This window comes from Paenibacillus sp. FSL R5-0345 (assembly GCF_000758585.1).
In the GTDB taxonomy this organism is placed as follows: Bacteria; Bacillota; Bacilli; order Paenibacillales; family Paenibacillaceae; genus Paenibacillus_AQ.
The window spans coordinates 2,271,357-2,296,592 of record NZ_CP009281.1 but is presented as its reverse complement, the minus strand read 5'-3'; the positions used below and the strand labels follow the sequence as shown (position 1 = coordinate 2,296,592).

The window sequence follows — 25,236 nt, the reverse complement described above, 5'->3', positions numbered from 1 at the left end:
TACCAAGTTACATACACTTAGAACAAGTGTCTACTTCTACATAAGTAAAGGTGCTGAGTCTCGTGAGACCATTAAGCTTTCTAAGTAAGCTAACGATGTTTGCCTTTGTAATTAGCACGCTGCCTGTATTGTTCATCGGTTCTTTTTCATATCTCACATCATCAAAAGAAATTCAGAAAAACGTTAACAACAGTAAAATGGAACTTATCTTACAAATCACCTCAAATGTAGAACATAAGTTAACAACTGTCAATCAAACATTAAACCAAGTGATCAACTCCAGTGTATTAAAAAAAGCACTAAATAACCCTTTAAATGAAACCGATTTCATTTTGTACAATGATTTAAGAAACGAAATTCGCAATATGCAATCCTTCGATACGAAGCTGGAAGATGTCATCTTATTAAATCAGCAGCAAAATTGGATGATCAAAAATTCGGGTGTTTATCGTTTGGATGAATACAAGAACTATGCACAGCTCTCTAATCTGATGAATATCGCCGAAGATACCTCGTGGATTTTGAACCCATCCTCCCTATTTTATAGCGAGGAAAGCATCAACGTTACTGGCTGTAACTACAGCATTAGTCTTATCAAGAAACTCCCGACCAATAAGCTGCAAAAGTATGGGCTCGCCTTAGCTAATATTCCTGTCTGCAGTCTTCAAGATTTCATTAATTCTGATGTACAGCCACTCGACGATATTATCGTTCTGGATAAGGAAGGTCGGTTCTTGCTCCATCCGGACCGCAACTTGATCGGGAAGCCTATGAGGGAAGGCGGTTTTACAGAAGATTCTTTCATTGCTAATCCCTCCAAACTTTCAGGACAGTTCAAAACCGTGATCCACAAGAAAAATTACGCTGTCACTTACATGCGCTCTCAGATGAATGGCTGGGTTTATCTTTCGGTCACATCCATGGAGAGTTTAACGAAAGAGTCTCAAAAAATCGGTCTGTTTACGATATTCGTATGTACCTTTATGCTTCTTCTCTCCATTCTCTTGGCATGGATCGGATCAAGACGGATGTATACACCTATTGAAAGACTTCTCAATCAGATGGGCCAACGTAAACCGGATATCAAATCCAGACATACAAATGAATTTCAGATTATCGGAGAACAGGTTCATTCTTTATTTCAATCTAAATCTCAGCTGGAAAAAGAAGTCCGTCAGCATATCCAGCAGGTTCGTACCTTCTTCTTAATCAATGCTTTCCATGGCAACGTTAAGAAGCGTGATCTGCTCGAAGAGCTGGAACAATTCGGCTATCACAAGCAACTCGAAGAATGGAAGACGATGGCTGTGATTACGTTGTCGATCGATTTTGCCGAAGATTCCAGTTATGAGAAAAAAGATCTTAATCTTTTATTATTCGCTGCCCACAATATGATTGAAGAGTTAGTCTGCCCTGAACAACGACTGGCTCCTGTAATTATGGACCATGCAGTGGTCGTATTATTGGGGAGTCCGAACTGTGATACTCAGTCTTTTCACAAAACTCTATATTCACTTACGGAGAAGCTTCAACAAGAAATCAATAATTACCTCAAAGTACAGGTGAGTATTGGGCTGAGCCTTCCCTTCCACGACTTACCGAAGTTATCCATTGCTTACAGAGAAGGCCTTGAAGCACTAAAGCATCGGATTAAGCTTGGCAAGGGTGTCATTATCCAGTACGAAAATATTAACTCTGGCAAACATTATCTGAACTTGAACTACCCTACCCATAAAGAAAATGATTTACTGGATGCTATCAAGCTGGCTGAAACGGAAAAAGCCAAGGAGCTTATTCATTTTCTCTTTAAATCGATCTTTGCCCAAGAGCTGTCACCGCAGGAGTACCAGATCCCGTTGACGCGCCTGCTCAATAATTTACTCATTATGATGCAGGAATCCGGTATTAGCTTGAATCAAATTTATCATGCCAATGGTTCCATATTTGAGGAGCTGCATGATCTTCATACTGTGACGGAGATTGAGGATTGGTTCTGGAGCATGGTCATTTATCCGATGATCAAGATTTTTAACAGCAGACAGAATGCGCAATACCACAACATTTCCGAGAAGATCATCGATTTGATACAGCATGATTATGATACCGATCTTACTTTAGAAGAGTGTGCTTCACGTCTGCATTATAATGCCAACTATATCAGCAGTGTCTTCCGCAAGGAGACCCAGTACTATTTTAGCGAATATTTAACAATGTACCGATTTAAAATGGCGAAAAAATGGCTAAAGGAAACCGACATGCCCATTAAAGATATTGCAGCCAAATTAAGATACAACAATTCTCAGAACTTCATTCGCTCTTTCCGTAAACAGGAAGGCATGACACCTGGACAATACCGGGAGCACAATGCTGGCACAAAACTTAAATCCACCTTTGACGAATCGATGTAAAAAAGACCATAAATACTGCTCAGGTGGAATCAAAAAAAAAAAGAGTCTCTCTTTTTTTTGAAAATATATTAACGTGTGCATATACCCTTTTAAGGAGGAAATGGAACGAAATGTTGAGCTTTCGTCTACACCCTAACCCTACAGAGCAAGCTGAGCTTTCTCCGGAAACCTCGTTACTTACCCTCTATCCGCTTAAGACGGACCAGCCACGCCCTTTTATATTGGTATTGCCTGGAGGGGGTTACCAGCATTTAGCTAAACATGAAGGAGCACCAGTCGCTCATTGGCTGAACAGTCTAGGTATTCATGCCGGTGTATTAGATTATCAGGTCGGAGATTTTAGCGTCACTTCACTGTTAGATGATGTTGAGGAAGCTCTGAGGTGGATTAGGGGCGCCTCACAACATTGGAATGTAATCTCAAACAAAGTTGGGATGATCGGATTTTCGGCAGGCGGACACCTAGCGTCTATCTTCTCTACCACAAGAGCAGAGAAACCAGATCTTCTTCTGCTAGGATACCCAGTGATCACTTTCCAAGCGCCTTATGCCCACATGGGAAGCCGACTTCATTTTCTAGGAGACAATCCAGCCCCAGCGGAGCTGCGCTCCTTTTCATCAGAATCACAGGTAACTTCACGGACACCTCCAACTTTTATCTGGACTACAGCAAATGATGCCAGCGTTCCTGTAGAGAACAGTCTGTTGTTCTCAAATGCACTATCGGAGCAAGGGATCCCATTTGAACTACATATCTTTGAAGAAGGACGGCATGGTTTAGGGCTTGCTAAAGAACATCCTCATTGCCGGCAATGGCTTTCCCTTGCTGCGAATTGGTTAAGGGAACATCACTACACTAACACAGAAGAACTTATAACACCCACGTTATTTATTGCGGGCGATTCCACTGCGGCTATTAAGGGTGCTGGAGAAAAACCAATGACCGGCTGGGGTGAATACCTGCAAAGTTATTTTGGGACTTCTGTTCGAGTTGAGAATCGCGCCATTAATGGCCGCAGTACTAAATCTTTTATATCAGACGGCCGCCTGGATGCCATCCTTAAAGACTTCAAAGCTGGCGACTACCTTTTTATTCAATTCGGGCATAACGATGAGAAAAAAGAAGATCCCTTGCGTTACACCGATCCCGACACTGAATATCGCCGCAACCTTACTCAATATATAGAAGCTGCTCGGCAGTTAGGAGGTATTCCCGTTCTGCTACCTCTGTGAGTCGCCGCCGATTTACTTCAGATGGACAGCTTGACCCGCTTGCTGTAGGCGCTTATCCCGAAGCCATGAGACAGGTAGCTGAAGAAACGCAAACACCGCTGCTTGATATTTTCGCAGCTTCGCAAGCGCTCTATTGTTTATTAGGTGAAGAAGAATCCAAGAAATTATTCATGCATTTGCCAGAAAATATACATCCCAATTACCCAAACGGAGTTACGGATGATACGCATTTTTCAGATGAAGGTGCTCAGCAAATTGCTAAACTTGTGGTTCAAGCCCTTAAACAAAACACAGCCTCCCCTATATCAAACTTACAACAACTTTTATAAGGAGTGATTACAGATGTCTCTAATTAAAGAAGTTATTACAGAGTACTATCGTATCCCTTTGCCAGAAATCATGGAGGACGCAAAACATGGCCTGCATACTCACTTTGAAGTTCCCATTGTCAAAATTAGAACGGATGACGGTCGTGAAGGGGTAGGTTATACCTATACTGGCGGATTTGGCGGCAAAGCGATCTGCTCACTAATTGCGTATGAATTAACACATATCTTAATTGGCAAAGATGCCAGCTGTGTAGAAAGTATCTGGGAGCAGATGAACCTCTCTACAAACTTCTGGGTGGTGCTAGTAATGAGGTCAAATGCTATGGCGGCGCGATTGATTTAAATTTCCCATTAGAAAAGCTCCTCCTAAACAATCAAAAATATTTAGATATGGGTTTGAAGGCTAACCGGATTCCATCACATGCTGCAATATGGTCATGTGGATTTCCCTCAACCCGATGCTTCCAATATAGGGGGGATTACAGGCTGGTTAAAGGTAGCTCACTTAACTCAAGCTTATAACCTCTCCGTCTCTACACATGGGATGCAGGAATTACATGTTACTTTGTTAGCGGCTATGCCAAATGCAGGGTATCTCGAAATGCATAGCTTCCCTATCGATCAATACACTACACATCCTCTAGTGATTAATAAAGACAATGGGATGGCTATTGCGCCTGAAGTAACGGGCACTGGGGTTACCTTTGATTGAGACAAATTAGCACCTCACAAACAACAATTCTAATAGGAGCGATTAATCATATGAGCATTCCCCTTCATCTAGGTGTTCGAGCACATGATTTCACACAAGTTCCATTGCATGAGTTAATTGAGAAAATTAAGTCCTATCATTTCGCTCATATCCAGTTTGCACTTAAGAAGTCTTTTCCTGATAGTGCCCCTAGTCTTACGGCTATCAGCCCTGGAACGGCCAGTTATTATGGCAATGCCTTTAGGCAAGCAGGTATTCAGATTGCGGTGCTTGGCTGTTATGTAAATATTGTAGACACCGATCCAAAAAAACGGGCACAAGCATTAGCCGCGTTCAGTACCCATCTGCGCTTGGCCAGAGATTTCGGCGCTAATCTGGTTGGTACGGAAACCGGAAGTGTGGGAGTTGGGTTTACCACAGATAATTTTACAGAAGAGGCTTTTCAAGAGGTAATTACATCGGTAAAAGCTATGGTGGCAGAGGCCGAGCATTTTGGTGTGACGGTAGGAATTGAAGCTGGACTCCATCATCCGCTGTACACCGCATCCTTAACTCGCCGACTGCTGGATGAGATTTCTTCTAACAATCTTCAGATCATATTGGATTGCGCTAATCTAATGTCGCCAACAAATTACTTACATCAAGAAGCTATTATTACGGAGGCTTTAAAGCTCTTAGGAGATCGAATTGCCATTATTCATTTAAAAGATTTTATCGTGCAGGATGGAGCCATCAAGATCGTTCCTGTGGGTCAGGGATGGCTAGAATTCGAGCCGATTCTTCGTTATATGAAATACGAGCGCCCGCATATTCAAGGCATACTAGAAAGCACTCCGGAATCACATTTGGGTGAGAGCATTGCCTTTTTACAGGGGATATATGAAGAAGTGTAGCGTGAAGCGTGGATTTTTATATTCTGTTTAACATCCGTTTGACCTCCATGAAATAAAGGACTGTTATGATCAAGACATCAAGAGTACCTGGGAGGGGTTCTATGCGTCTTGCTTTATTTACAGACACATTTCTTCCGCAAACGAATGGTGTTTCACTCACGCTTCAGCGCTTAACCACTCATTTGAACCGGCGAGGTATCGAGCATCTGCTATTTTCGCCGAAATCTGCTCCTGAAGACAGCTATGCCGATCCCATACGTCCCATTACCAGTATCCCCTTTTTCTTATATCCAGAATGTAGACTCGCACTGCCGAATATGTCCTCCATCCAGTCAGAGTTAAAAGCTTTTCGTCCTGATCTGCTGCATTTGGCAACTCCGTTCAATATCGGCTTATGCGGCCTGCGTTATGCGCGAAAGTATGGTCTGCCTCATGTCGCCTCCTACCATACCCATTTTGACCGCTATCTTGAATATTACCGGATGAAAAGAATCGTCCCACTCTATTGGAAGTACATGAAGTGGTTCCATCGGTCCTGCGATGCTACCTTCGCGCCCTCCAACGAAACACTCGATTCCCTCCAAGTCCAAGGCTTTCAACGTTTAAAGCTTTGGTCTAGGGGCATCGACTGTAATCTCTATACTCCGAAAAAACGCAGCCATCAGGTCCGCGATCGTTACGGAATTACCGCACCGTTACTGCTTCTATATGTGGGAAGGATTGCACCTGAAAAGGATATCAACACCCTAGCTCTCGCCATGCAGCAATTGCCTGAGTCTATACAGTCTCAGGTGCATTGGCTAGTCGTTGGAGATGGCCCCCTTCTCCCAGAGATGAGAACACAGGCGCCGCATAATGTCACATTTACAGGCTATAAGCACGGTGAAGAGCTGGCTCAATTGTATGCCTCAGCTGATCTATTCGTCTTTCCTTCCAGTACAGAAACCTTCGGCAATGTTGTCCTTGAGGCTATGGCTTCGGGGCTGCCTGTCCTCGCCGTAAATGAAGGCGGGGTAAAGGATCTGATCACACCCGGTCGCAACGGAATGATTGCCTCACCTCGTTCCCCGGATGCTTTTATTCGTGAAATTTGTGCAAGTATAGAGCATCCCCACAAGCTGGCTGCTATGGGGTATGAGGGTCGACAGCTGGCACTCGACCGCTCGTGGGAGAGCATTTTCGATGGACTCATTCACGATTATGAAGAGATTCTTGAGCATAGACGTTTCGACCTTATACCGGCTTTACTACCATTAGTATAATAATGACGATAGTGAGCACATGTACAGCTGCTTCTAACGGAGCGATCTTGTTCATAGCGGCGCTGTAGCCTACTGGGATTTCTTCGCCTTCACTTGTCATAACGAGCTTGGTCAGCTTTTTCAATCGAGGCTCAACAAATCCAATAATAATAACTTCTATCACGATAAAAAATAATAACGACAGATTGATCCACAACACCGACAAGCCCATTTTATCAATGATCATTAACAAAATGCCTGTGGCGATCAGGGTGATCCCACCCGTCTTAGGGAACCTGTTTATTTTCTTCATAATACCAAATACAAAACGAAGCTGGCTGCCTGTCTTGGCTGAGCTTGTCAGTATTGGCAGCACAAAAGCTGGCCCAATTCCTACTATGGATGCTATAACATGTATAACTACCACAATTTTTGAGACGATATGCGTCAAATCCATATTTACAATCCCCCTATCATTCGTTGTTTAGATTCATATGAGGATGATAGGAGAAATAGTCTTGCAGAATCCTTTAAATCTTAGATAATCTTGAAAAAGCGCCTAGCCGGATATGACCGACGCAGGCGCTTTTTTAACTATTGCTTCGTTATTTTACCGTAACTCTCATGACTGTACTTTCACTTGCAGTTTGATCATATAGCAGTTCAATTCTAGACTATCACAAAGAGGATTAGTCATGGTTAATCTTAATCCTATTTTTCATTATGTTATAATAATGGAATCCTTGCTAGGAGGGGAAAAGATGGCCCTTATTCATTATGTTGAGTACAATACTACACACGCGAGCAATTTTGTTATAGATGTTCCTGTGGGCTATCACTGGCTTCTTGTAATCACCAAGACCCCAGCGCAATTCTGGGTAAATGGCGGGTTCAAGGAATACCCTGCTCACAGCGCAATTCTCTATCGTCCATTGCAGAAAGTCTATTATCGGGCCTGCGCTGATCATTTTATCAATGATTGGATCCGCTTCGAATCCAATGAACCTTATATTACGGAATCTCCCCTTCCGCTTGGGGTTCCCTTTGCCCTGAGTGATCCGGACTACTGCCACAAGTTGTTTGAATTGCTTGTCGTCGAGCATAATTTTAACCGGGATTGTAAAGAATCTTCCGTCGATTATTTACTCCGGACGTTATTCAACAAACTATGGGAATCCTACTTCCAAGATGATATTACACCTCAATACTACAAACTACTGAAACTGCGTACCGCTATTCAAACTAACCCGGGCGATTACTGGACAGTTTCGAAGATGGCGGATTTTCTTCGAATCAGTCCTGGTTATCTTCAGAACATCTACAAAAAAACGTTTGGAATCTCCTGCATGGATGACGTTATCAACAGCCGAATCCGTATGGCAAAAGAATACTTAATTCACAATGCTCAAAGCATTGCTGAAGTCGCTTCCCGGTGCGGATATCAAAATGTGGAGCATTTCTGCAGGCAATTCAAACAATTGACCGGACATACGCCGAGAAACTACCAGAAGTATGCAAGGGGTTAAAGCGGAAAGAGAAATGTGAAGAAATATCACACTACTTTTTCTTTGAAAACTAGTCCTCAAGATAGTCTATACTGACGGAGACGTTGATATAGACTTCTTTAAGCTGACCGTTGATCAAAGGGAAATGTCGCTGCAATTCTGGGATAATCCCATCATGCTCCATAAAGAAAAATGTGTTTTGTACTCCACATCGTTGCAACCGTCAATTTGGCTCCCGATAAAATTGATGTTGCTGCCCCGTACATTCCGACCACGAACATATCCATATCATTCTGCCAGTAAATCAGCATCCTAAAATTCATGTTCAAAACTATTCCATGAGTTCCATCCCACGGTGGCTTCAATCCAAGTTGTTATTCGAACATATCAATGATTGATGTTGCTAGAGATATACACAACTTGTTGTCAGCGAATGGGCAGTTTCTTCTTCTTCACGGGACAGAGCGCCCTTTGAAATTTTTGCTCAGAAGTTCGAAAAATTTAAATTAGGTCTCAAAATATATAAATTTTAATTTTTTAAGTTCCATCTAACAATAGATCAATAACTGGTGAGGATAGGTCATTGTTTGAAGAGAACTGTTAATTTATTATGGTTTTATGTTATGTAAGCGTTATCAATAAAAGGGATTGAAGAATTCACCATTCATCAGGAGCCATCTTCAAGTTGAAGTATGTCTAGTTTATGAAAGGGGGAGGACCTCAAAGTTGGTCGTTTAAACGCATTGATTTCACAAAAAGGAGTGACAAGATGCGCAGTCACAGCATGAGGAGCAATTCTTTTAGAAAATTTCTTTATATCTCGCCCTTTATGGTTTTACTTGCTGTTTTTGCATACTACCCACTCTATGGATGGGTTTATGCATTCTTTGACTATATGCCGCCGATCCCGCTATCACAAGCGCCTTTTGTCGGTCTCAAGTGGTTTCGCTCCTTGGTAGAAAATCAGGTGAAGGTTGATCAACTGTTACAGGTCATCAAAAACACGTTCGGCATAAGCGGGCTGAGTATCCTTTTCTCATGGCTTCCCATGTTTTTTGCAATTTTCCTGACAGAGATCAAAGCCGTGCGTTTTCGCAAATTTATTCAGACAGTAACCACTCTTCCAAACTTTATCAGCTGGGTCCTCGTATATTCCCTGGCATTTTCTATGTTCTCAAGTGAAGGCGTCGTCAACGGCTTTTTGAGCCAGATGGGACTTATTGATTCTCCTGTACTCTTACTTCAGAACTCGGACCATGTCTGGATTACTATGTGGGTATGGATTACATGGAAATCACTAGGTTGGTCGGCCATCTTGTATATAGCAGCAATTATGAGCATTGATGAGTCTCTGTATGAAGCGGCTTATGTTGACGGTGCAACAAAAATGCAGGTTATCAGGCATGTGACTTTGCCAAGTATGCTGCCGACTTATTTTGTACTCTTGATGCTCCAGATTGCCAGCTTCCTGAACAATGGACTGGAGCAATACTTTGTTTTCCAGAATGCATTCAACAAAGAGTCCATACAGGTATTAGATTTATATGTATACAATCTAGCCATGGGAGGCGGCAGCTATTCCGTTTCCGTCGCTATCAGTATGTTGAAAAGTCTGATTAGCATTGTGCTTCTTTTTTCCGTAAACGGGCTGTCCAAATTGTTTAGAGGAGAGGGCATTGTATGAGTGACAACCAGACTGGACTTTCCCCGAAGGCCAAGGAAAATAAGCGGAACTTCTCCAGAAGAACTAAAATGCAGGTCAGAACAACCGATAAAATGATTTCGGCTACCATTTATATCCTGTTTACTCTCTTTGCATTTGTTTGTGTATATCCGTTTTACTCGATCATCATTAATACCATCAGCGCCAATGATCTCAGCGCCAAGGGTGAAATTGTGTTTTGGCCCAAGGGGATCCACTTCCAGAATTATATTGACGTATTTAAGATCCCTGGACTATGGAATGCATTTGTCATTTCTTTGGGGAGAACGGTTATAGGCTCACTTTTGACAGTCGGGGCCTCTGCCTTTTTGGGATTCATGTTTGCCCAGGAGGATATGTGGGGGAAAAAATTCTGGTATCGGTTTACCATTCTTACGATGTTTTTTAATGCCGGCATTATCCCCTGGTATTTGACCATGAGATCCCTGCATCTGACTAACAATTTCCTTGCCTACATTCTGCCGGCTATTGTAGCTCCTTTTTTTATCATTCTTGTAAAAACGTTTGTGGAATCAACGCCGAAGGAATTGCAGCAGGCAGCCAGCATTGACGGTGCCGGGATTATAACGATCTTTTACAAGGTTATCTTACCTATCAGCAAACCGATATTGGCTACAGTCGCTATATTTTCGGCAGTGGACCAGTGGAATGCCTTTCAGGACACGCTACTGCTGGTTACGGACAGCAAATTGTATAGTTTGCAGTTTATTCTGTATAACTACATCAATCAAGCCAGCTCCCTATCTACCATGGTCAATTTGCAAAATGCCGGATCAACCGCCATGGCCAGTCTATCCACCAAGCAAACCACCACATCCATTCGTATGACAGTTACTATCATCGTTGTCGCACCTATTTTGCTTGTTTATCCGATCTTCCAAAGATTTTTTGTAAAAGGAATTATCATTGGCGCAGTCAAGGGTTAATTGGCACGATTATGATTAATTAATCATTTTTGGGGGGCTGTAAATGAATAAACATAGTAAGCTGGCAAGAAAGTCTATGCTGATCTTTGGCACCGCTCTTCTTCTTGGAACGGCGGTACTCAGCGGATGCAGCAGCAATGCCAACAATGCAGGTACAGCAACCGAGACTTCCGATCCGGGTGGAGGAATTGATCATAGCAAGCCGCTGACGATTACCGTGTTTAACAACGCAGCAAATTATCAGGGAGAGCAGACCGGATGGTACGGAAAACTAATTAAGGATAAGTTCAATATTACCTTAAATATTCTGTCTCCACAGGTTGCCGGTGATCAACTATACAAGACAAGGTCAGCATCGGGAGATTTGGGAGACCTCCTTATCATTGATAATAGTCAGCTGGAGGAGTTAATTCCGGCGGGTATGATTATGGATATGACGGATAGGATCAAAAATACGGAGTACCTGTCCAAATATGTGGACAATCACTTCAAGCCCTTTAATGCTGCGTTCGAAAGTATAAATCCTGAAGGTAAAATATATGCTTTACCCACTTTTGTATCAGACACTTCCCCAACAACATACTCAGAAGAAATCCCTTACTCCAGTCCGATTATGCCTTGGGATTATTACAAGGGAATCGGATCTCCCAAGCTGAACAATCTGACAGATCTGCTGAATGCACTAAAGCAGATGCAGGAGAAATACCCAAAGACACCGGAAGGAAAAGCGATTGTTCCGATCACCCTGTGGAAGGACTGGGACAATGGAAGTATGGAAAACGTTCGTTGGTTAAGCAACTGGTATGGCTATGAGCAGCCGGACGGAACCTCGACCATTCAGTTGAATGCAAAAGGCGATATCGTTCCGCTCGTTGACGACAACAGTATGTACAAGAAAATCCTCCAGTTCTATCATGACGCCAATCAGATGGGGCTGGTTGACCCTGACTCGGCAACCCAGGATTGGAATAAAGTCGCTGAAAAGCTGACCAATAAACAGGTTCTACTCTTATGGTATTCCTGGCAAAGAGGCTTCTACAACACCATTGAAAGAGGCACTAAAGGTGACGGTAATGTTGCCGTTCCGATCGCCGATACCCACATTATCCAGAATAGCGATGCCTACTTCGGAAACGGAAGAGTATTTGCTATTGGTTCAAAAGCAAAAAATCCTGAAAGAATCATTGAATTCATGGATTGGCTAGTATCACCTGAAGGTCTTCGCTACTATACCAATGGATTTGAAGGCTTCAATTATGAAAAAATGTCTGATGGCAAGTTTAAGCTGACTGAAGTAGGACAAATCGCATTCCAAGAAAATACCCCCGTTCCTGAACAGTACGGAGGCGGAGGATATCAAGACGGGCAGAGCAAGATCAATACTATGATTATGAGCGATTTTGTAGTAGATCCGGAAACAGGTGAATTTTACAACAACAATTATTGGAGCTCAACCATCGAGGCCAATAAGACTACTCTAACTAAGGAATGGCAGAATACTTATAATGCGAGCACCCCGACGGAGTACTATCAGAAAAACAATATGATCGATATTGTGCCAAATATCAATACAAGTCTCGGGTCAGATTCGTCGGATATTAAGAATAAACGAAGCCAGATCTCTGACTATGTTAAAAACACCTCTTGGAAAATGATATTTGCCAAAGATCAAGCAGAATTCGATCAGCTCTGGAATAAGCTGAAGAGTGATGTGGTCGGTCTCGGTTGGAATGATGTCATTGCTATGGATACAGAAAGAGCACAAAAAATCGTTAAACTGCGTAAGGATGCAGTTGCTAGCCAATAATTCGTTACTACAACAAAGATAAGGGACGTTCCAAACAGCCAGATCCGGTCTGCTTGAACGTCCCTATTTGTCTTATACGGCTGCAAGCAGCGGGTATCCTGTGGACAGTGAGTTAAAATATGAGCTTGGAGAACTGATATAAGCCGTTCTTCCAGACCGGCCAATCATGGTCGCCATTTTCCTCAACCCAGATATGCGGTACGGAATGCTCTGACAAATAAGCATGTGTCCGGTCGCTGACGTTCTTCAGGCTATCGAGATCACCGCACGATAGCCAGAGCAGACTGAGCAGTTCTGCGGTCTTATGCGGTTCCGGGACCAACAGCTCGGGCATCTTCGTATTGGGTGCCGGGGAGAAAGCCCCGACCCAGGCGAAGCGGTCCAGATTGTTCAGACCGATATTCAAGGATTGTCCCCCACCCATGGATAATCCGGCAATAGCGCGGTGCGTCCGGTCAGTCAGGACCGAATAATTCTCTTCAACATAGGGGATAAGATCGTATAACAGATCCGATTCGAAGGTTTCGAACGCCTCCACCTTGTCCGGAGCAAAGATATCTCCTTCAGCCCGGTCGTTCAGCATCGCCCTACCGTTGGGAAAAACAATGATCATAGGCTTCAGCATTTGATCAGCATACAGATTATCAAGAATATTCTGGGGCTTCCCGTGATTGAACCATTCTCTCTCATCTCCGCCAATTCCATGCAGTAGATACAATACGCTGTATTCCTTCTCAGTGGAATAACCAGGCGGTGTATAGACCATTGCCTTCCGATTATTACCTAGCGTTGTTGAGGGATACTCTATTGGCTGCATCACACCCCGGGCAATGCCTTCCCTTTCCTTGTCGTATCCCTCAGGCGTATTTTGCATCTTATATTTCTGCTGACTCTCGCTCAATTCTGCTCATTCCTCTCTTATACATAAATAGACTGCTGCTTGAAATAATGCTCGACCAGAAATTGCATTACTTCACCAGGAGGAGATTCTACAAATTCTGCCTTGTCTGCATAAACCATGCCATATGGCGCTTCCTGCGTACAGGGATTCCAGAGAGGCATGTCATCACCGGTAGAATCCTTGCCATTCGGATTACCTGAAGTAATAAAATAGGCAAGATAATTACACATCTGGCGGGCAAGATCATAATGTTTGCCGACAAAGGGCCGCCAGCATTTGGCCAGTGTCTCGAAATGAAACCACAGATCCACTGAATGAAAGGTACCAGGATCATCCCAGCCCGGAATCTCTGCACCAAAGCTATAATAATACATTGGGACGCTGCTTGACCTGATGGCAACACGGGCTGCATATTCAATATGGCTCACGGAAGCTTTCTTAATTATTTCTTCCAAATTCCCTGACTCAACGCGGCATAGCTTAAGGTACTCCTCTGCTTCGCCTCCAAATAATTCCACAGCCATGGCTCTGAATTCCTCTACACTGCGTACATCAGGAACACTGAAGAACTCGGAGGCTGTATTTCCGAGCATAATCGGCACCTTATGCTGCTGTCCCTGCACAAAGAGCTCAAATGGATTACCGATACAATACTTCTCATCCACAACCGTTCCCCAGAACTTTCCGTATTCAAGTATTTTATCACGGAGATAGACTGCATCCAGCTCACGTGCCTCTTTCAAGCTCGACACTCCTAAGTATTCAAAAAAAGCCGCGCCATCCTCTTCAGCATCCTTAAAAGTAAGGCTACGTGGGGGTACCGGATTATTTGGATACAAAGGTGTTATGATTCCGCTCATAATAACGGCCCGCTGAAATAATCCGGCATTCTGAGGGGAGGTCAGCTGGCTCAGCACGCTTCCACCACCCGCAGACTGTCCGCCTATTGTGATTTGCTCTGGATCTCCGCCAAAAGCAGCGATATTGCGCTTCACCCACTGCGTGCCTGCCTGCTGATCCAAATGTCCGAAATTCGCGGGAGCTTCAGGCGATTCCGCAGTAATCTCGGGATGGCACAGGAAGCCAAATGCGTTCAAGCGGTAATTAACGGTTACAACGACAACCCCCCTGCGGGCAATGCGTTCACCGTCAAACTCCATTTCGGCCGTATGGCCGACCTGAAGTCCTCCGCCAAAATACCATACAAAAACAGGAAGCTTCTCATCGGCACTAACGGCAGGTGTCCAGACATTCAGGTATAGACAGTCCTCGTCCATTGGAAGATCGGGATCAACTGCCCATTCACGGGTATAAATATTATTCACATCTATGACGGTCGGGGCCTGCATGGAAGTAGGGGCGAAATCATGTGCTTTCAAAATTCCATCCCAGTCTTGAGCAGGTTGGGGTGCACGCCAGCGGTTCTCCCCCACGGGCGGGGCTGCAAATGGAATTCCCTTGAAGCTGGTAATACGGGGATCAGCCGCCGGCAGTCCTTGCACGATACCATTTTCAACACGCACTACTCTTAACATCCTTTATTCCTCCTTCACAGTAAAAGCGCTTACTTTTTTATCCACTTAAAAATTAATGGAATTCATTCTAGCGTAAATGTGGTACTAGGAATAAACACTCTCACTTCTGAATTGATTATTTCTAATAAGCATAGACTCTTATTTCATTGATTCCCTTTGGAATACTGTCTAAATTCCCTTACATACAATATAAATTATAGAGAAATCCTAAACCTCAGACAATGATATTTACTGACCTTTAATTGATCTATCCAAAGAAACGGAAGAGTACCCTTCACTTTCAATACTGACATTAATAGGGACTAGCCTCTACTATTAGTACGCAAAGGACGGCCACAGAATGGCCGCCCTTTGACGTTTGTAACAATTCAAATGCCTTAGTCCTGCACATATCCGTAAGCCGTGCTTAATGCTGTCGAATATAATGAAAGTAATCGAAATCGGCATAACCGCCCGCATTGTGGGTCGCATAATTGAACAATCCAATTCTGTACCCCATAAAATGATCCAGCGTGTACCTCATTTGGAGCGCACGTCCAATCTTCTTCCAGGCTATTCCGTCTTCCGAATAGAAGAATTTTGCCTGATCGAGACTATCTTCAAAATTGAAATCAATCTTAAGATAGATCTGTTGACTGGTGAATACAATACTCTCCACGATCTCCTCGCAACCTTCACCGTCGTTCACACACATATTAACGCTAAATTGGCCTAGCTCATCGACTGCAATTCCTACGGTACCATACTCATTCTGCAGCGCCACCATTCCTGCACGGTCGCCGGGCTGGACTCCTGAGAGCACCAGCAGCGTCTCCGCGCTGCAAGAAGGTCCTTCCGTACGTTGCGTCAGTGTATTACGCGCCCTCAGGATACTATCTGCTATTTGACCCGTACGGATTCGCAGATATCCCGGACGCTCAGTAACAGACCATAGTGAATTATCCGGATTATGATTCCACTGCCAGTTCAGAGCCAACTGATTAGTCTCATAGTTGAACTCATCACTGATTACAAGCGGCTTCGGCTCCGCAACTGGAAGCCTGGTCTCAAAAGCACGAAGTGAGGCATCGTCGTCTCCGATGACAGGCCAATCGTTCTCCCATCTCACAGGAAGCACGCAAGGGACCCGTCCGACAGCATCATGATCCTGAAACAATACAGCATACCAATCCTGAGATGGGGTATCAACAAACCCTCCTTGCGCTACACCGTTATTATGATAGCCCAGATCATCGTCCAGAATAATTTTTCGTTGATAGGGGCCTAGAAGCTCGGAAGACCGATAACAAATCTGACGTCTACGCTGATTTCCGGTTCTCGGCCATTCAATAAAGAACAAATAGTAATAACCGTTCCGCTTGTAAGCATGACAGCCCTCGATGCGCAAACCTATGTCTTTACGTTCACCTTCGAGCAACAGCTGATCCGTTCCCCCCTGCTTAAGTGCCGTAAGATCTTCAGTCAGCTCCTTAATACGGATATCACCATTACCATAAATCACATAATTGCGGTTATCGTCATCCAATAGCAAGCCAGGGTCATGATGAAGCCCCGGTATCACCGAACGCTCCCATACTCCATGTTCAATATCCTCTGTGCGGTAAATATATAACCGGTCCATGTCATTCGAGGAAAAACAAACGTAAAATACCCCATCCTTGTAACGGAGCGATGCCGCCCAAGAACCCTTTCCGTAAATACCTTTACCGTCCAGCAACCGGTGGGCATCGTTATCCTCAAAGGTATCATATACATAATTCACAAGTTCCCAATCTTTCAAATTAACCGATTTCATAATCGGGCAGCCCGGCATGGAATGCATACTCGTGCTGACCATGTAGAATATAGGACCAACTCGGATGACGTCAACATCCGGAACATCTGCCCACATTATAGGATTAGTTATTGTAGCGGTATTCACAGTAGTTCCCCCTTAGGATGAATCCCTCTATTTCTCTATAAATCTCCATGAGTCCAGCTTAAATAATTCAGACCCCGTGTTACCCTTAAACACCAGATACAGATCATGAATCCCAACTGCTCCGCTAATCTCTGTCCTTAATTCCAGCTGTTGCTCCGGACCATTAGCAGCCGGAACTGGCAGCGAACCAATGAATAGACCTGCCGGGTCATCCAGATACAGTTCAATGGTCCCGCCGCCCTCTAAGCTTATGACAGAAGCACTGAATGCCACCGCACCTACTCCAGCGCGTCATTAGTCATGTACAGATACACCTGGTCACCAAATACCAAGGCATACGGATCGGCCCCATATCTACTTGCAACCAGAGGATTACCATTTGGTGGCACCTTTCCGATTGCTTGATTCAATTGTAATGTCATTTGATTTCCTCCATACGTTGAAATTTTCGAATCTCATTTCAACAAGGGTTCTATTGAACAGTCTAAGTGTTTTCATCCTATTTAGCCCTTTGATGTGAATATATAGGAGCACCCAGCTTGTCCTGTGAACGAAACGGGCGCAAGACCGGGAGCATCTATACGGCAAGGTCCAGAAACTGTACAAGTCACAACCGCTTCAGTAACTAGCCCCTCCTCCCAGGCAAAATCAAGGATATATCCTCCCCTTGCCCGCAGACCCTTAATGCTTCCCTCACTCCAGCTTTGCGGCAAAGCGGGCAACAGTATAATCTTTTCGGCGTGGCTTTGCAGCAGCATTTCAGCAATCCCCGCCGTTCCTCCAAAATTACCATCTATCTGAAACGGAGGGTGGTTATCAAACAGATTAGGCAGCGTTGAATACTGTAAAAGAGCCCGGACGTTTGCGTAGGCCTTGTCGGCATCCTTCAATCTGGCCCAAAAGTTAATAATCCAAGCCCGGCTCCAGCCAGTGTGACCGCCACCGTTTGCTAGCCTTCGTTCCAACGTCGTCCGGGCCGCCTCAGCCAGTTCCGGCGTATGCTCCAGGCTGAAGGCGTCGCCGGGATAAAGCGCAAAAAGATGAGAGATGTGGCGATGTCCCGGCTCCACCTCTTCATAATCCTCCATCCACTCCTGGATCTGTCCATACTTTCCGATTTGCGGTTTGGGAAGCCGCTTCTGAGCGGCAGAGAGTTCTTCGCGGAACACCTCATCCACGCCGATAATCTCCGCACTGAGGATGCAGGCACCAAACAGTGCTTCTATAATTTGAAAATCCATCGAAGCTCCTGCGCAGAGTACTCCTGACTCACCGTTCGGTAGCTTATAGGTATTCTCAGGGGAAACGGATGGGCAAGTGATCAGCCGGCCTTGAGCGTCTTCTACTAAATAATCAAGCAGAAACTGTGCCGCTTCCTTCATCGTCCCATACGCCTGCGCCAGGAAATAGCGGTCCTGATTGAAGCGATAATGCTCCCATAAATGCAGGCACAGCCAGGCGGCACCCAGCGGCCAAAAAGACGCCGGCAAATAGGTATCCTGCGGCGCCGTGTCTGCCCAGATATCCGTATTGTGATGCGCCGTGAATCCCCGGCAACCATACATGACCCTGGCCGTAGCCCTCCCCGGTTCCCTCATCCGCTCTACCAGATCGAACAAAGGCTCATGACATTCAGCCAGGTTGCAGATTTCTGCAGGCCAATAATTCATTTGCGTATTAATATTGATCGTGAATTTGCTGTCCCATGCCGGAGTAAAGCTGTCATTCCAGATCCCCTGCAGATTTGCGGGTAATGAGCCTTGACGACTGGAGGAAATTAGGAGATAGCGACCGTACTGGAAATAGGTCACTATTAGACCATTGTCCTCCTCCCCCTTCAGAAACCGCTTCAGCCGCTTGTCGGTCGGCAATCCAGCCTGGTGCAGATTCTCTGGCAGCTTCAACTTAACTCGTCCATACAAGCTGCGGTAATCTGCGGTATGGCGGGCTAGCAGCTCTTCATAAGGAACCTGGCTCAGTTCTTGCAGCCGTCTTTTGGTGTAAAGGTCCGGATCGGAATGGCGAAACGTAGTTCCTGCAGCAAGTAGCATTGTAACCGAGCTCGCCCCATCCACAAGCAAATACTCCCCAACGGTACGGCAGAGACCGTCTTCTGTGACTGCCTTCAGGACAGCTGCAAAAGAGCTGCCCCCTTTTCCGCCGCAATCACCACTCATAATCAGACCGTTATTTTTCCATTTTTTAGTTTTCTCCAGATATCTCCAGTTATGGCGATTGAATCTCGCCTTTAAGGACATTCCATCCTTATTGTCAGTGGCAATACGTATGACAATGGCCTGATCCGGATAGCTAGCAAACATTTCACGGGTATAACTCACCTCTCCGATTCGGTACTTCATTCGAAAAACACCTTGCTCCAAATCCAGCTCTCTCCTGTATTCTTCGGTAGACTGCTCGTGGCCGCCAAAGGATAGCTGCAAATCACCCAGCGGCAAATAGTGCCGCTGCGCTTCAGGCAGTCCCGCCATCGACATTGATGCCAGTTCTTCTGCCTCTCGTAGCCTTCCCTCCATAATCAGCTTGCGAATCTCAGGCAAATGAGGCAACGCGTCCTCATTATTACGGTTACGCAGACCGCCATACCACACGGAATCCTCATTTAGCTGCAATTTTTCTTCTGCCGTACCGCCAAAAATCATGGCACCGAACCGTCCGTTTCCTATCGGCAAAGCCTCGTTCCACTCTCCCGCAGGTTGGCTGTACCACAATCGCTGACTGTATTCCGTGTCTATCATAATAGGTATACTCCTTTAATCTTCTACTATGAAACCAACGATAAATCGGGATTAACCCAGCTCTGTCAGCACCTTGATCAATTCCGCCATATGTTATTCCAAAGTAAATGAAGCCAGACTAGCACCACCATTACCGGTATATGTAAAATACAATGCTTGTACACCATCCGGAATAGCCACATCAGTAGCGTATTCCTTCCAATCATTCGTAAAGCCTACCGGGATCCGTCCAAGAGCCGGACCGTCCCACGACGTTTTGACTTCAAACGCACCCTGGCAATATCCGCGCACCTTGATTTTCACTCTGGTGACTCCCTCACACGCGAAATATTTAAAACCGGCGGTAGCCGAATCCGTCATATTGGCGATATAACCGATTTCCTCGTCGCCATCCCTGCCGTCTTGGGTAATCTTCGGGAACCGGCTGTCCATCCATGCTCCGATACGACCGAAGCCTCCGGTGTACATTTCCTCATCTTTGCAGAACAAATGACAGGCCAGGTATGTCGGATATTCCCCCCGGCCTTCAAGTGGCCCTCCGTTTGAACCGCAGGATGTGATCTCCACCTGAGGAATGGTGCCATCCTCGCAGAAATCTATCCTCTCGATACAGCCCTGCCGGCAGAATGCCGTTCCATTAGTGTGCCGGTGATAAAAAATGTACCATTCTCCATTGATCTCCACGATGCTGCCATGGTTATTGCCGCCATAATACATTGGCTGGTCCGCCGGCTTATATGTATCGATATGAAGATCACAATTGCTTACAATGACTCCCTGGTATGTGAAGTCTTTGGTCGGATACTCGCTGGTCGCATAGCACAGCTCATGCATCGAGATCGAGGAATAGATAAGGTAATAAGTATCTCCCCTTTTTCGGATGGAAGGAGCCTCAAAAAACTCATAGCCTTCGAATCCGCTCCCTTTGCTGTATGGCTGACTCGGTGCAACAAATACAGGCTCTTCGATAATTGTGAGCATATCCGGACCCAGCACCGTTGCCATTGCGCCGTGTCTGGATTTATCCCCAAAGGCACAGAATCCGGTGTACAGGTAGGTGTTCTCTCCTTCGGTCAGCACGCCTGGGTCAAACTGTGGTTCGTCATCTTCTCTTTCCCCCAAGCGTGTTCCATCGGCATATTTTACATAACCGTAGAACTCATACTTACCGCCTGGAGAATCGCAGACAGCCACTGATACTACGGGAACCTTGTCAAGCACATAGTAGAGATAGTACCGCCCGTCCGGTCCAACGGTAACATCGGGAGCATACAGACACATGCTTCCTTCACGGTTAAGCGGATCATCTGTTGTCTGATAGATTACACCCTCATACCGCCAATCGCCCAGATTGTCCTCCGGCGCAGACCAGCAAGCATAGTCGTTCAAGCAAAAAGCGTGTCCATTAAAACGGTCATGCGAGCCATACACATAAACTCTTCCTTCGAAAACATACGGCTCACCATCAGGGATATATTCCCAAGACGGGAGATATGGATTTAACCCTTGTTTTTTTGCCATCATATTTCACCCTTGTCATTTTTTAGTTTTCATGCAATAGATCTTTCCGAATAGAATATTATAGATTTAACCGCTTTCAATTTGACTGCCGAGGAACTCGTAGTCCATTTCATTTTGCGTGTTTAGACTGCAAGTTACATATAATTGTGCTCTCTTTCTTAAAAACATCCCCCATACACAGATTGTCCCTTACAGTATAGAGAAGCACCCTGAACAAAGTCCATGACATAAAGACACTTAACATTGATCTTTCCTAAGATTTAGCTGATGTTCTGTAATTCAAGTGAATGTCAGAAGAGGCTGACACAGAACAGGTCAACTATTCCGAGCAGGCGAAAATCATTTTTCGCACCTGTGTGCATAAATGGGAAGACGGAGAAGGTTTCACTATGAACATTTTTAAAAAACAGCGTTTATACATTTAAACTTTCAATCAGTAAATAGGCGAGTAAATCTTACTCACCTATTTACCCTATTTACATCCAAATGAGATTACGACGATAGGTTATTCGTTCATAGTTACCCATTCACTTCTAAGCAGGCCATACGAAAGAGTGTCATGCCAGATCGGATCACCATTGCTATCATATTTAAAATAACCGGTCTGCTTAAAATGTCCTTCTCTACGAAGTCTCAATCGTTCAAGTAACTTCCAGGAGCGCGTATTATTCGGATCGCAATTCGCAATCACTCGTCTCATCTTTATATGCTCAAATCCATAAGATAATAAATGCTTACAAGCTTCTGTGGCATATCCGCTACCCTGATAATCAGAATTAAATACATAGCCAAACTCCCATGTTCCAAAAGTATTTGGCTCGCTCTCCTGAAAATATAAGTTTCCAATCATTTTTCCTGTAGATCTCAGACATACCGCCCAAAAAGCGGAATCCATTGAGCGCCGGAGTGCCTCTACTTTACATTCCTCTGCATTGAATACTTTGTGGGGTTCATACAGTACAACCTCTTCTTTGGATAAATAGTCATACAGGTCCTGTCCATCTTCTGCTGTGAACCTTCTAATCACTAGCCGTTCAGTTTCCATAACATTCATTTAGAGCACGTCCCCAATTAGAAATGGTGAATATTAACAATTCATTATCTTCAACCTTACTACGAGATCATAGACATTCATATGAGTAAAATCATCACATATAAATGCAAAAACCCCCTTGGTTTCCCAAGGAGGTCGATGCAACGACTTCAGATCTTTACTCCGCTTAAACTGCCACCTGGAGCAAATAATCGTTCGATATGCTTTTGAACCGCTGGATCCGGAATTAATGGTGGCGCTTGATGAGGTTTTACACGCGCATCAATAATCACGTTATCACATGACCAATGCTTATACTCCGTTGAACTGTTCACACCATATATATCATGAGAAGGATTGCTACGTGTGAACGTCGCCCATAGAAAATTCTCAATTCTATCACTTAAGAACTCGCTATCATCACATACAATAATCATCGGACAAGATGGGAGTGCTCCCTGTTCTTGAATCGCTTCGCTAAGCTTGTTCATTTCCTGCGCTGCTTCAGCGTAAGTGGTGAATTTAGAGCCTTGAAGCGCCACGAGACCCGGCATCACCATCTTTGCATGTCCAAATCCCTGTAGTTGTTCAAGTATGTCAGGAACCTCTGTACATAGCTCTCTTTTCTTCTCCCCAACCGCAGCGAAAATCACCTTACTTCCGCTGTTTAGTCCTGTACCGGAATAATCAAGGGTATCAATCGTTGTATTCGTATAGAAATGAATATCTCTACGAAGATTAATGCGCTCTAGGATATACGTCAAGAAATCCTCAACATCATGTGTGCTGATAGGTTGTTTCTCTTCGGCTGTAATAAACAAGAATTTAGCTAAACTAAGCTGGCCCGTACCCAAAATCCGATTTGCGATCGTAAGAATCTCCGCTGGCTGCTTCACTTGTTGATAAGGCGTATAACGTTCACTGCCAATCGCAAATAAAAGGGGATGAACGCCCGCAGCATCGACTGCGTGAACTTCTTTAACGCCCGGGATTTCTTGGCGGATCGCTCCACCCGTTAGTTCATGGATTAACTCACCAAATGCAGTATCCTCTTGTGGCGGTCTACCGACAACCGTAAAGGGAAAAATGGCATTCTTTTTAGCGTACACTTTATGTACTCTCATGACTGGGAAAGGGTGAACCAAGCTGTAATAGCCTAAATGATCGCCAAAAGGTCCCTCCGGCTTCGTCTCGCCAGGATGGATTTCCCCTGTAATTACAAAATCAGCATCATTACTAATGCAATATCCATCCACATAGCTATAGCTAAAATGACGTCCCGAAAGTAAGCCTGCCACGATCATCTCACTCATTCCCTCGGGCAAAGGCATTACAGCAGATAACGTATGCGCTGGAGGTCCGCCGATAAAGCAACTCACTTTAAGCGGTTCACCTTTTCTATTGGCTCTTTCTTGATGCACGCCGATACCGCGGTGAATTTGATAATGAATGCCAACCTCTTTATTGAGTTCATAATCATTACCATTCAATTGAACACGGTACATCCCCAGATTGGAGTTCATAATGCCCGGCTTGTCCGGATCTTCGGAATACACTTGCGGCAAGGTAACAAAAGCGCCGCCATCCTCCGGCCAATGTGTGATCAGCGGAAGATCAGAAATGTTAATTTCCTCAAAACCACTTGGCAGACCTCCTGGCTTTTTGATAGGCAATGCTTTTCTCGCGGATAATCCTGTTCCTACATATTTAAAAGGATTCTTAAGTGCTTTCATAGGATCGTTACGAAGTGCAATTACGTTATGTGTGGAGTTCCAAGTACGCCGAAAGATAAACTTACTGCGCTCAATCGTTCCAAAGAGGTTAGATACGGCACGAAATTTCGAACCTTTTACATTTTCAAATAATAATGCAGGCCCACCGGCTTCATAGACCTTCAGGTGAATCGCGGCCATCTCCAGATAGGGGTCCACTTCTTCACGAATACGAATCAAATGTCCATGCTTCTCTAAATCATTAACACACTCTTCTAAATTGCTATATTTCATTTCATTACTCCGATCTCTAGAAGGTTATTACAAGATTTCTTGGATGCTTTAATTATACCCTGTAACTTATTAAAATAAAGCGATTCCCTATGTACTAGGACACCCTGCTGTTATCTTGTATTCTCAGGTTTGGGTTCATCTCGCAAAATATTTCTAGCAGGAATTCCTACTGCCGAAGCATTATCCGGCACATCCTTAACCACGACAGACATAGCTCCGATATTAACATCATTCCCCAGCGTAACCGGACCTAGAATTTTAGAGCCCACTCCAATAAACGCTCTGTCTCCAATCACTGGCTCGCCTAAGTTATTTCTCCCTCCAATGGTCACTTGATGAAAAATAGTAGCGCTATTGCCAATCACCGCTTTAGGACTAATGATAACCCCATTTAATCCATGCGGTAAATGAAGCGCATCACCAATTTGAGCCTCCGCATGAAGCTCTCCATTGGCAATAATACGAACAAACAGCACGTCCATAATTCGATATAGGAGCCACAAAGGTTTGCGGATCAGGCCACTTTTCACCCGATAATACACCCAATTTCCAAAACGATAAGTAAACAAAGCCATAATCGTCTGCGGATTTTTCAGATTTGCTTTCCAGTCCGTTTTGAATGATTTCATCATTGTATCGTCCTCCTGTTAAGGGCAAGATAAGAACTATATTCTCGTGAAATGAAAGCAGCTGAGTAGAGAAAAAATTCTGGGAGGATCGTAGAATGGAGTGTCATTCGAGTGATAATACCTTCACCAGTGTAAGTTAGATTCAGAGATTCATCAAG

Annotated in this window: 22 protein-coding genes and 1 pseudogene; 11 read left to right on the top strand and 12 right to left on the bottom strand. The window is 44.5% G+C overall.

Annotation, left to right across the window (positions count from 1 at the left end; genetic code table 11):
• The first annotated feature begins 62 nt into the window (after positions 1–62).
• From R50345_RS09815 to R50345_RS09795, 7 genes and pseudogenes are all read left to right on the top strand, one after another.
• A complete protein-coding gene (locus tag R50345_RS09815; RefSeq protein WP_042126117.1) occupies positions 63–2,408 on the top strand; it encodes an AraC family transcriptional regulator in 2,346 nt (781 codons plus the stop codon).
• Positions 2,409–2,518: 110 nt separating this feature from the next.
• Positions 2,519–3,640: a prolyl oligopeptidase family serine peptidase gene (locus R50345_RS09810; protein ID WP_231574121.1), complete on the top strand. Its 1,122-nt coding sequence runs from the start codon at positions 2,519–2,521 to the stop codon at positions 3,638–3,640.
• On the top strand, positions 3,637–3,969 hold the full coding sequence (locus R50345_RS31895) for an SGNH/GDSL hydrolase family protein (RefSeq protein WP_231574119.1): 333 nt from the start codon (positions 3,637–3,639) through the stop codon (positions 3,967–3,969). Before R50345_RS09810 ends, R50345_RS31895 begins: the two co-directional genes overlap by 4 nt.
• A gap of 13 nt (positions 3,970–3,982) precedes the next feature.
• On the top strand, positions 3,983–4,312 hold the full coding sequence (locus R50345_RS31890; protein WP_231574117.1) for an enolase-like domain-containing protein: 330 nt from the start codon (positions 3,983–3,985) through the stop codon (positions 4,310–4,312).
• A gap of 75 nt (positions 4,313–4,387) precedes the next feature.
• Positions 4,388–4,681 (top strand): annotated as a pseudogene (locus R50345_RS31885) (enolase C-terminal domain-like protein); the annotation flags it as partial.
• Positions 4,682–4,731: 50 nt separating this feature from the next.
• Complete coding sequence (locus R50345_RS09800; RefSeq protein WP_042126116.1) at positions 4,732–5,574, top strand: sugar phosphate isomerase/epimerase family protein; 843 nt, start codon at positions 4,732–4,734, stop codon at positions 5,572–5,574.
• Positions 5,575–5,675: 101 nt separating this feature from the next.
• On the top strand, positions 5,676–6,836 hold the full coding sequence (locus R50345_RS09795; protein ID WP_042126114.1) for a glycosyltransferase family 4 protein: 1,161 nt from the start codon (positions 5,676–5,678) through the stop codon (positions 6,834–6,836).
• On the opposite strand, the gene R50345_RS09790 is transcribed toward R50345_RS09795, so the two are convergent.
• Entirely contained in the window at positions 6,808–7,272 is a 465-nt protein-coding gene (locus tag R50345_RS09790; RefSeq protein ID WP_042126112.1) for a DUF2269 family protein, read from the bottom strand. The genes R50345_RS09795 and R50345_RS09790 overlap by 29 nt on opposite strands.
• A gap of 304 nt (positions 7,273–7,576) precedes the next feature.
• Here R50345_RS09790 and R50345_RS09785 point away from each other — a divergent pair, with 304 nt between their 5' ends.
• A complete protein-coding gene (locus R50345_RS09785) occupies positions 7,577–8,341 on the top strand; it encodes a helix-turn-helix transcriptional regulator (RefSeq protein ID WP_042132030.1) in 765 nt (254 codons plus the stop codon).
• A gap of 152 nt (positions 8,342–8,493) precedes the next feature.
• Here the strand turns inward: R50345_RS09785 and R50345_RS31255 are convergent, their stop codons facing one another.
• Complete coding sequence (locus tag R50345_RS31255; RefSeq protein ID WP_231574114.1) at positions 8,494–8,643, bottom strand: hypothetical protein; 150 nt, start codon at positions 8,641–8,643, stop codon at positions 8,494–8,496.
• A 506-nt stretch (positions 8,644–9,149) separates the two neighbouring features.
• Between R50345_RS31255 and R50345_RS09780 the strand changes: the two genes are divergently transcribed.
• Genes R50345_RS09780 through R50345_RS09770 form a run of 3 tightly spaced genes read left to right on the top strand, consistent with a single transcriptional unit; the run spans position 9,150 to position 12,776 of the window.
• On the top strand, positions 9,150–10,004 hold the full coding sequence (locus tag R50345_RS09780) for an ABC transporter permease subunit (protein ID WP_231574111.1): 855 nt from the start codon (positions 9,150–9,152) through the stop codon (positions 10,002–10,004).
• The gene (locus tag R50345_RS09775; protein ID WP_197069768.1) at positions 10,001–10,969 is read left to right on the top strand and encodes a carbohydrate ABC transporter permease; all 969 of its coding nucleotides are present in this window, start codon (positions 10,001–10,003) and stop codon (positions 10,967–10,969) included. Before R50345_RS09780 ends, R50345_RS09775 begins: the two co-directional genes overlap by 4 nt.
• A 43-nt stretch (positions 10,970–11,012) precedes the next feature.
• Positions 11,013–12,776 carry an extracellular solute-binding protein gene (locus R50345_RS09770; protein ID WP_052414546.1) on the top strand — a complete coding sequence of 588 codons (1,764 nt, stop codon included), beginning with the start codon at positions 11,013–11,015 and terminating at the stop codon, positions 12,774–12,776.
• 112 nt (positions 12,777–12,888) lie between these two features.
• On the opposite strand, the gene R50345_RS09765 is transcribed toward R50345_RS09770, so the two are convergent.
• From R50345_RS09765 to R50345_RS09725, 10 genes are all read right to left on the bottom strand, one after another.
• Positions 12,889–13,677 (bottom strand): alpha/beta hydrolase, encoded by a 789-nt coding sequence (locus R50345_RS09765; protein WP_331281361.1) that lies wholly within the window; start codon positions 13,675–13,677, stop codon positions 12,889–12,891.
• Between the two features lie 17 nt (positions 13,678–13,694).
• Positions 13,695–15,212 (bottom strand): carboxylesterase/lipase family protein, encoded by a 1,518-nt coding sequence (locus tag R50345_RS09760; RefSeq protein ID WP_042126108.1) that lies wholly within the window; start codon positions 15,210–15,212, stop codon positions 13,695–13,697.
• A gap of 406 nt (positions 15,213–15,618) precedes the next feature.
• Positions 15,619–17,133, bottom strand: coding sequence for a glycoside hydrolase family 43 protein (locus tag R50345_RS09755; RefSeq protein WP_042126106.1), 1,515 nt, complete (start codon positions 17,131–17,133; stop codon positions 15,619–15,621).
• 27 nt (positions 17,134–17,160) lie between these two features.
• Positions 17,161–17,406, bottom strand: a complete 246-nt coding sequence (locus tag R50345_RS09750; protein ID WP_042126104.1) for a carbohydrate-binding protein — start codon at positions 17,404–17,406, stop codon at positions 17,161–17,163.
• A gap of 5 nt (positions 17,407–17,411) precedes the next feature.
• The gene (locus R50345_RS31250; RefSeq protein WP_156114772.1) at positions 17,412–17,555 is read right to left on the bottom strand and encodes a hypothetical protein; all 144 of its coding nucleotides are present in this window, start codon (positions 17,553–17,555) and stop codon (positions 17,412–17,414) included.
• An 81-nt stretch (positions 17,556–17,636) separates the two neighbouring features.
• The gene (locus R50345_RS09745) at positions 17,637–19,889 is read right to left on the bottom strand and encodes a glycoside hydrolase family 95 protein (RefSeq protein WP_042126102.1); all 2,253 of its coding nucleotides are present in this window, start codon (positions 19,887–19,889) and stop codon (positions 17,637–17,639) included.
• A gap of 93 nt (positions 19,890–19,982) precedes the next feature.
• A complete protein-coding gene (locus R50345_RS09740; RefSeq protein WP_042126100.1) occupies positions 19,983–21,410 on the bottom strand; it encodes a family 43 glycosylhydrolase in 1,428 nt (475 codons plus the stop codon).
• Between the two features lie 505 nt (positions 21,411–21,915).
• On the bottom strand, positions 21,916–22,464 hold the full coding sequence (locus R50345_RS09735) for a GNAT family N-acetyltransferase (protein WP_231574109.1): 549 nt from the start codon (positions 22,462–22,464) through the stop codon (positions 21,916–21,918).
• Positions 22,465–22,613: 149 nt separating this feature from the next.
• Entirely contained in the window at positions 22,614–24,449 is a 1,836-nt protein-coding gene (locus R50345_RS09730) for a UbiD family decarboxylase (RefSeq protein ID WP_042126098.1), read from the bottom strand.
• Positions 24,450–24,559: 110 nt separating this feature from the next.
• Entirely contained in the window at positions 24,560–25,081 is a 522-nt protein-coding gene (locus tag R50345_RS09725) for a serine O-acetyltransferase (RefSeq protein ID WP_042126096.1), read from the bottom strand.
• Positions 25,082–25,236: the final 155 nt, after the last annotated feature.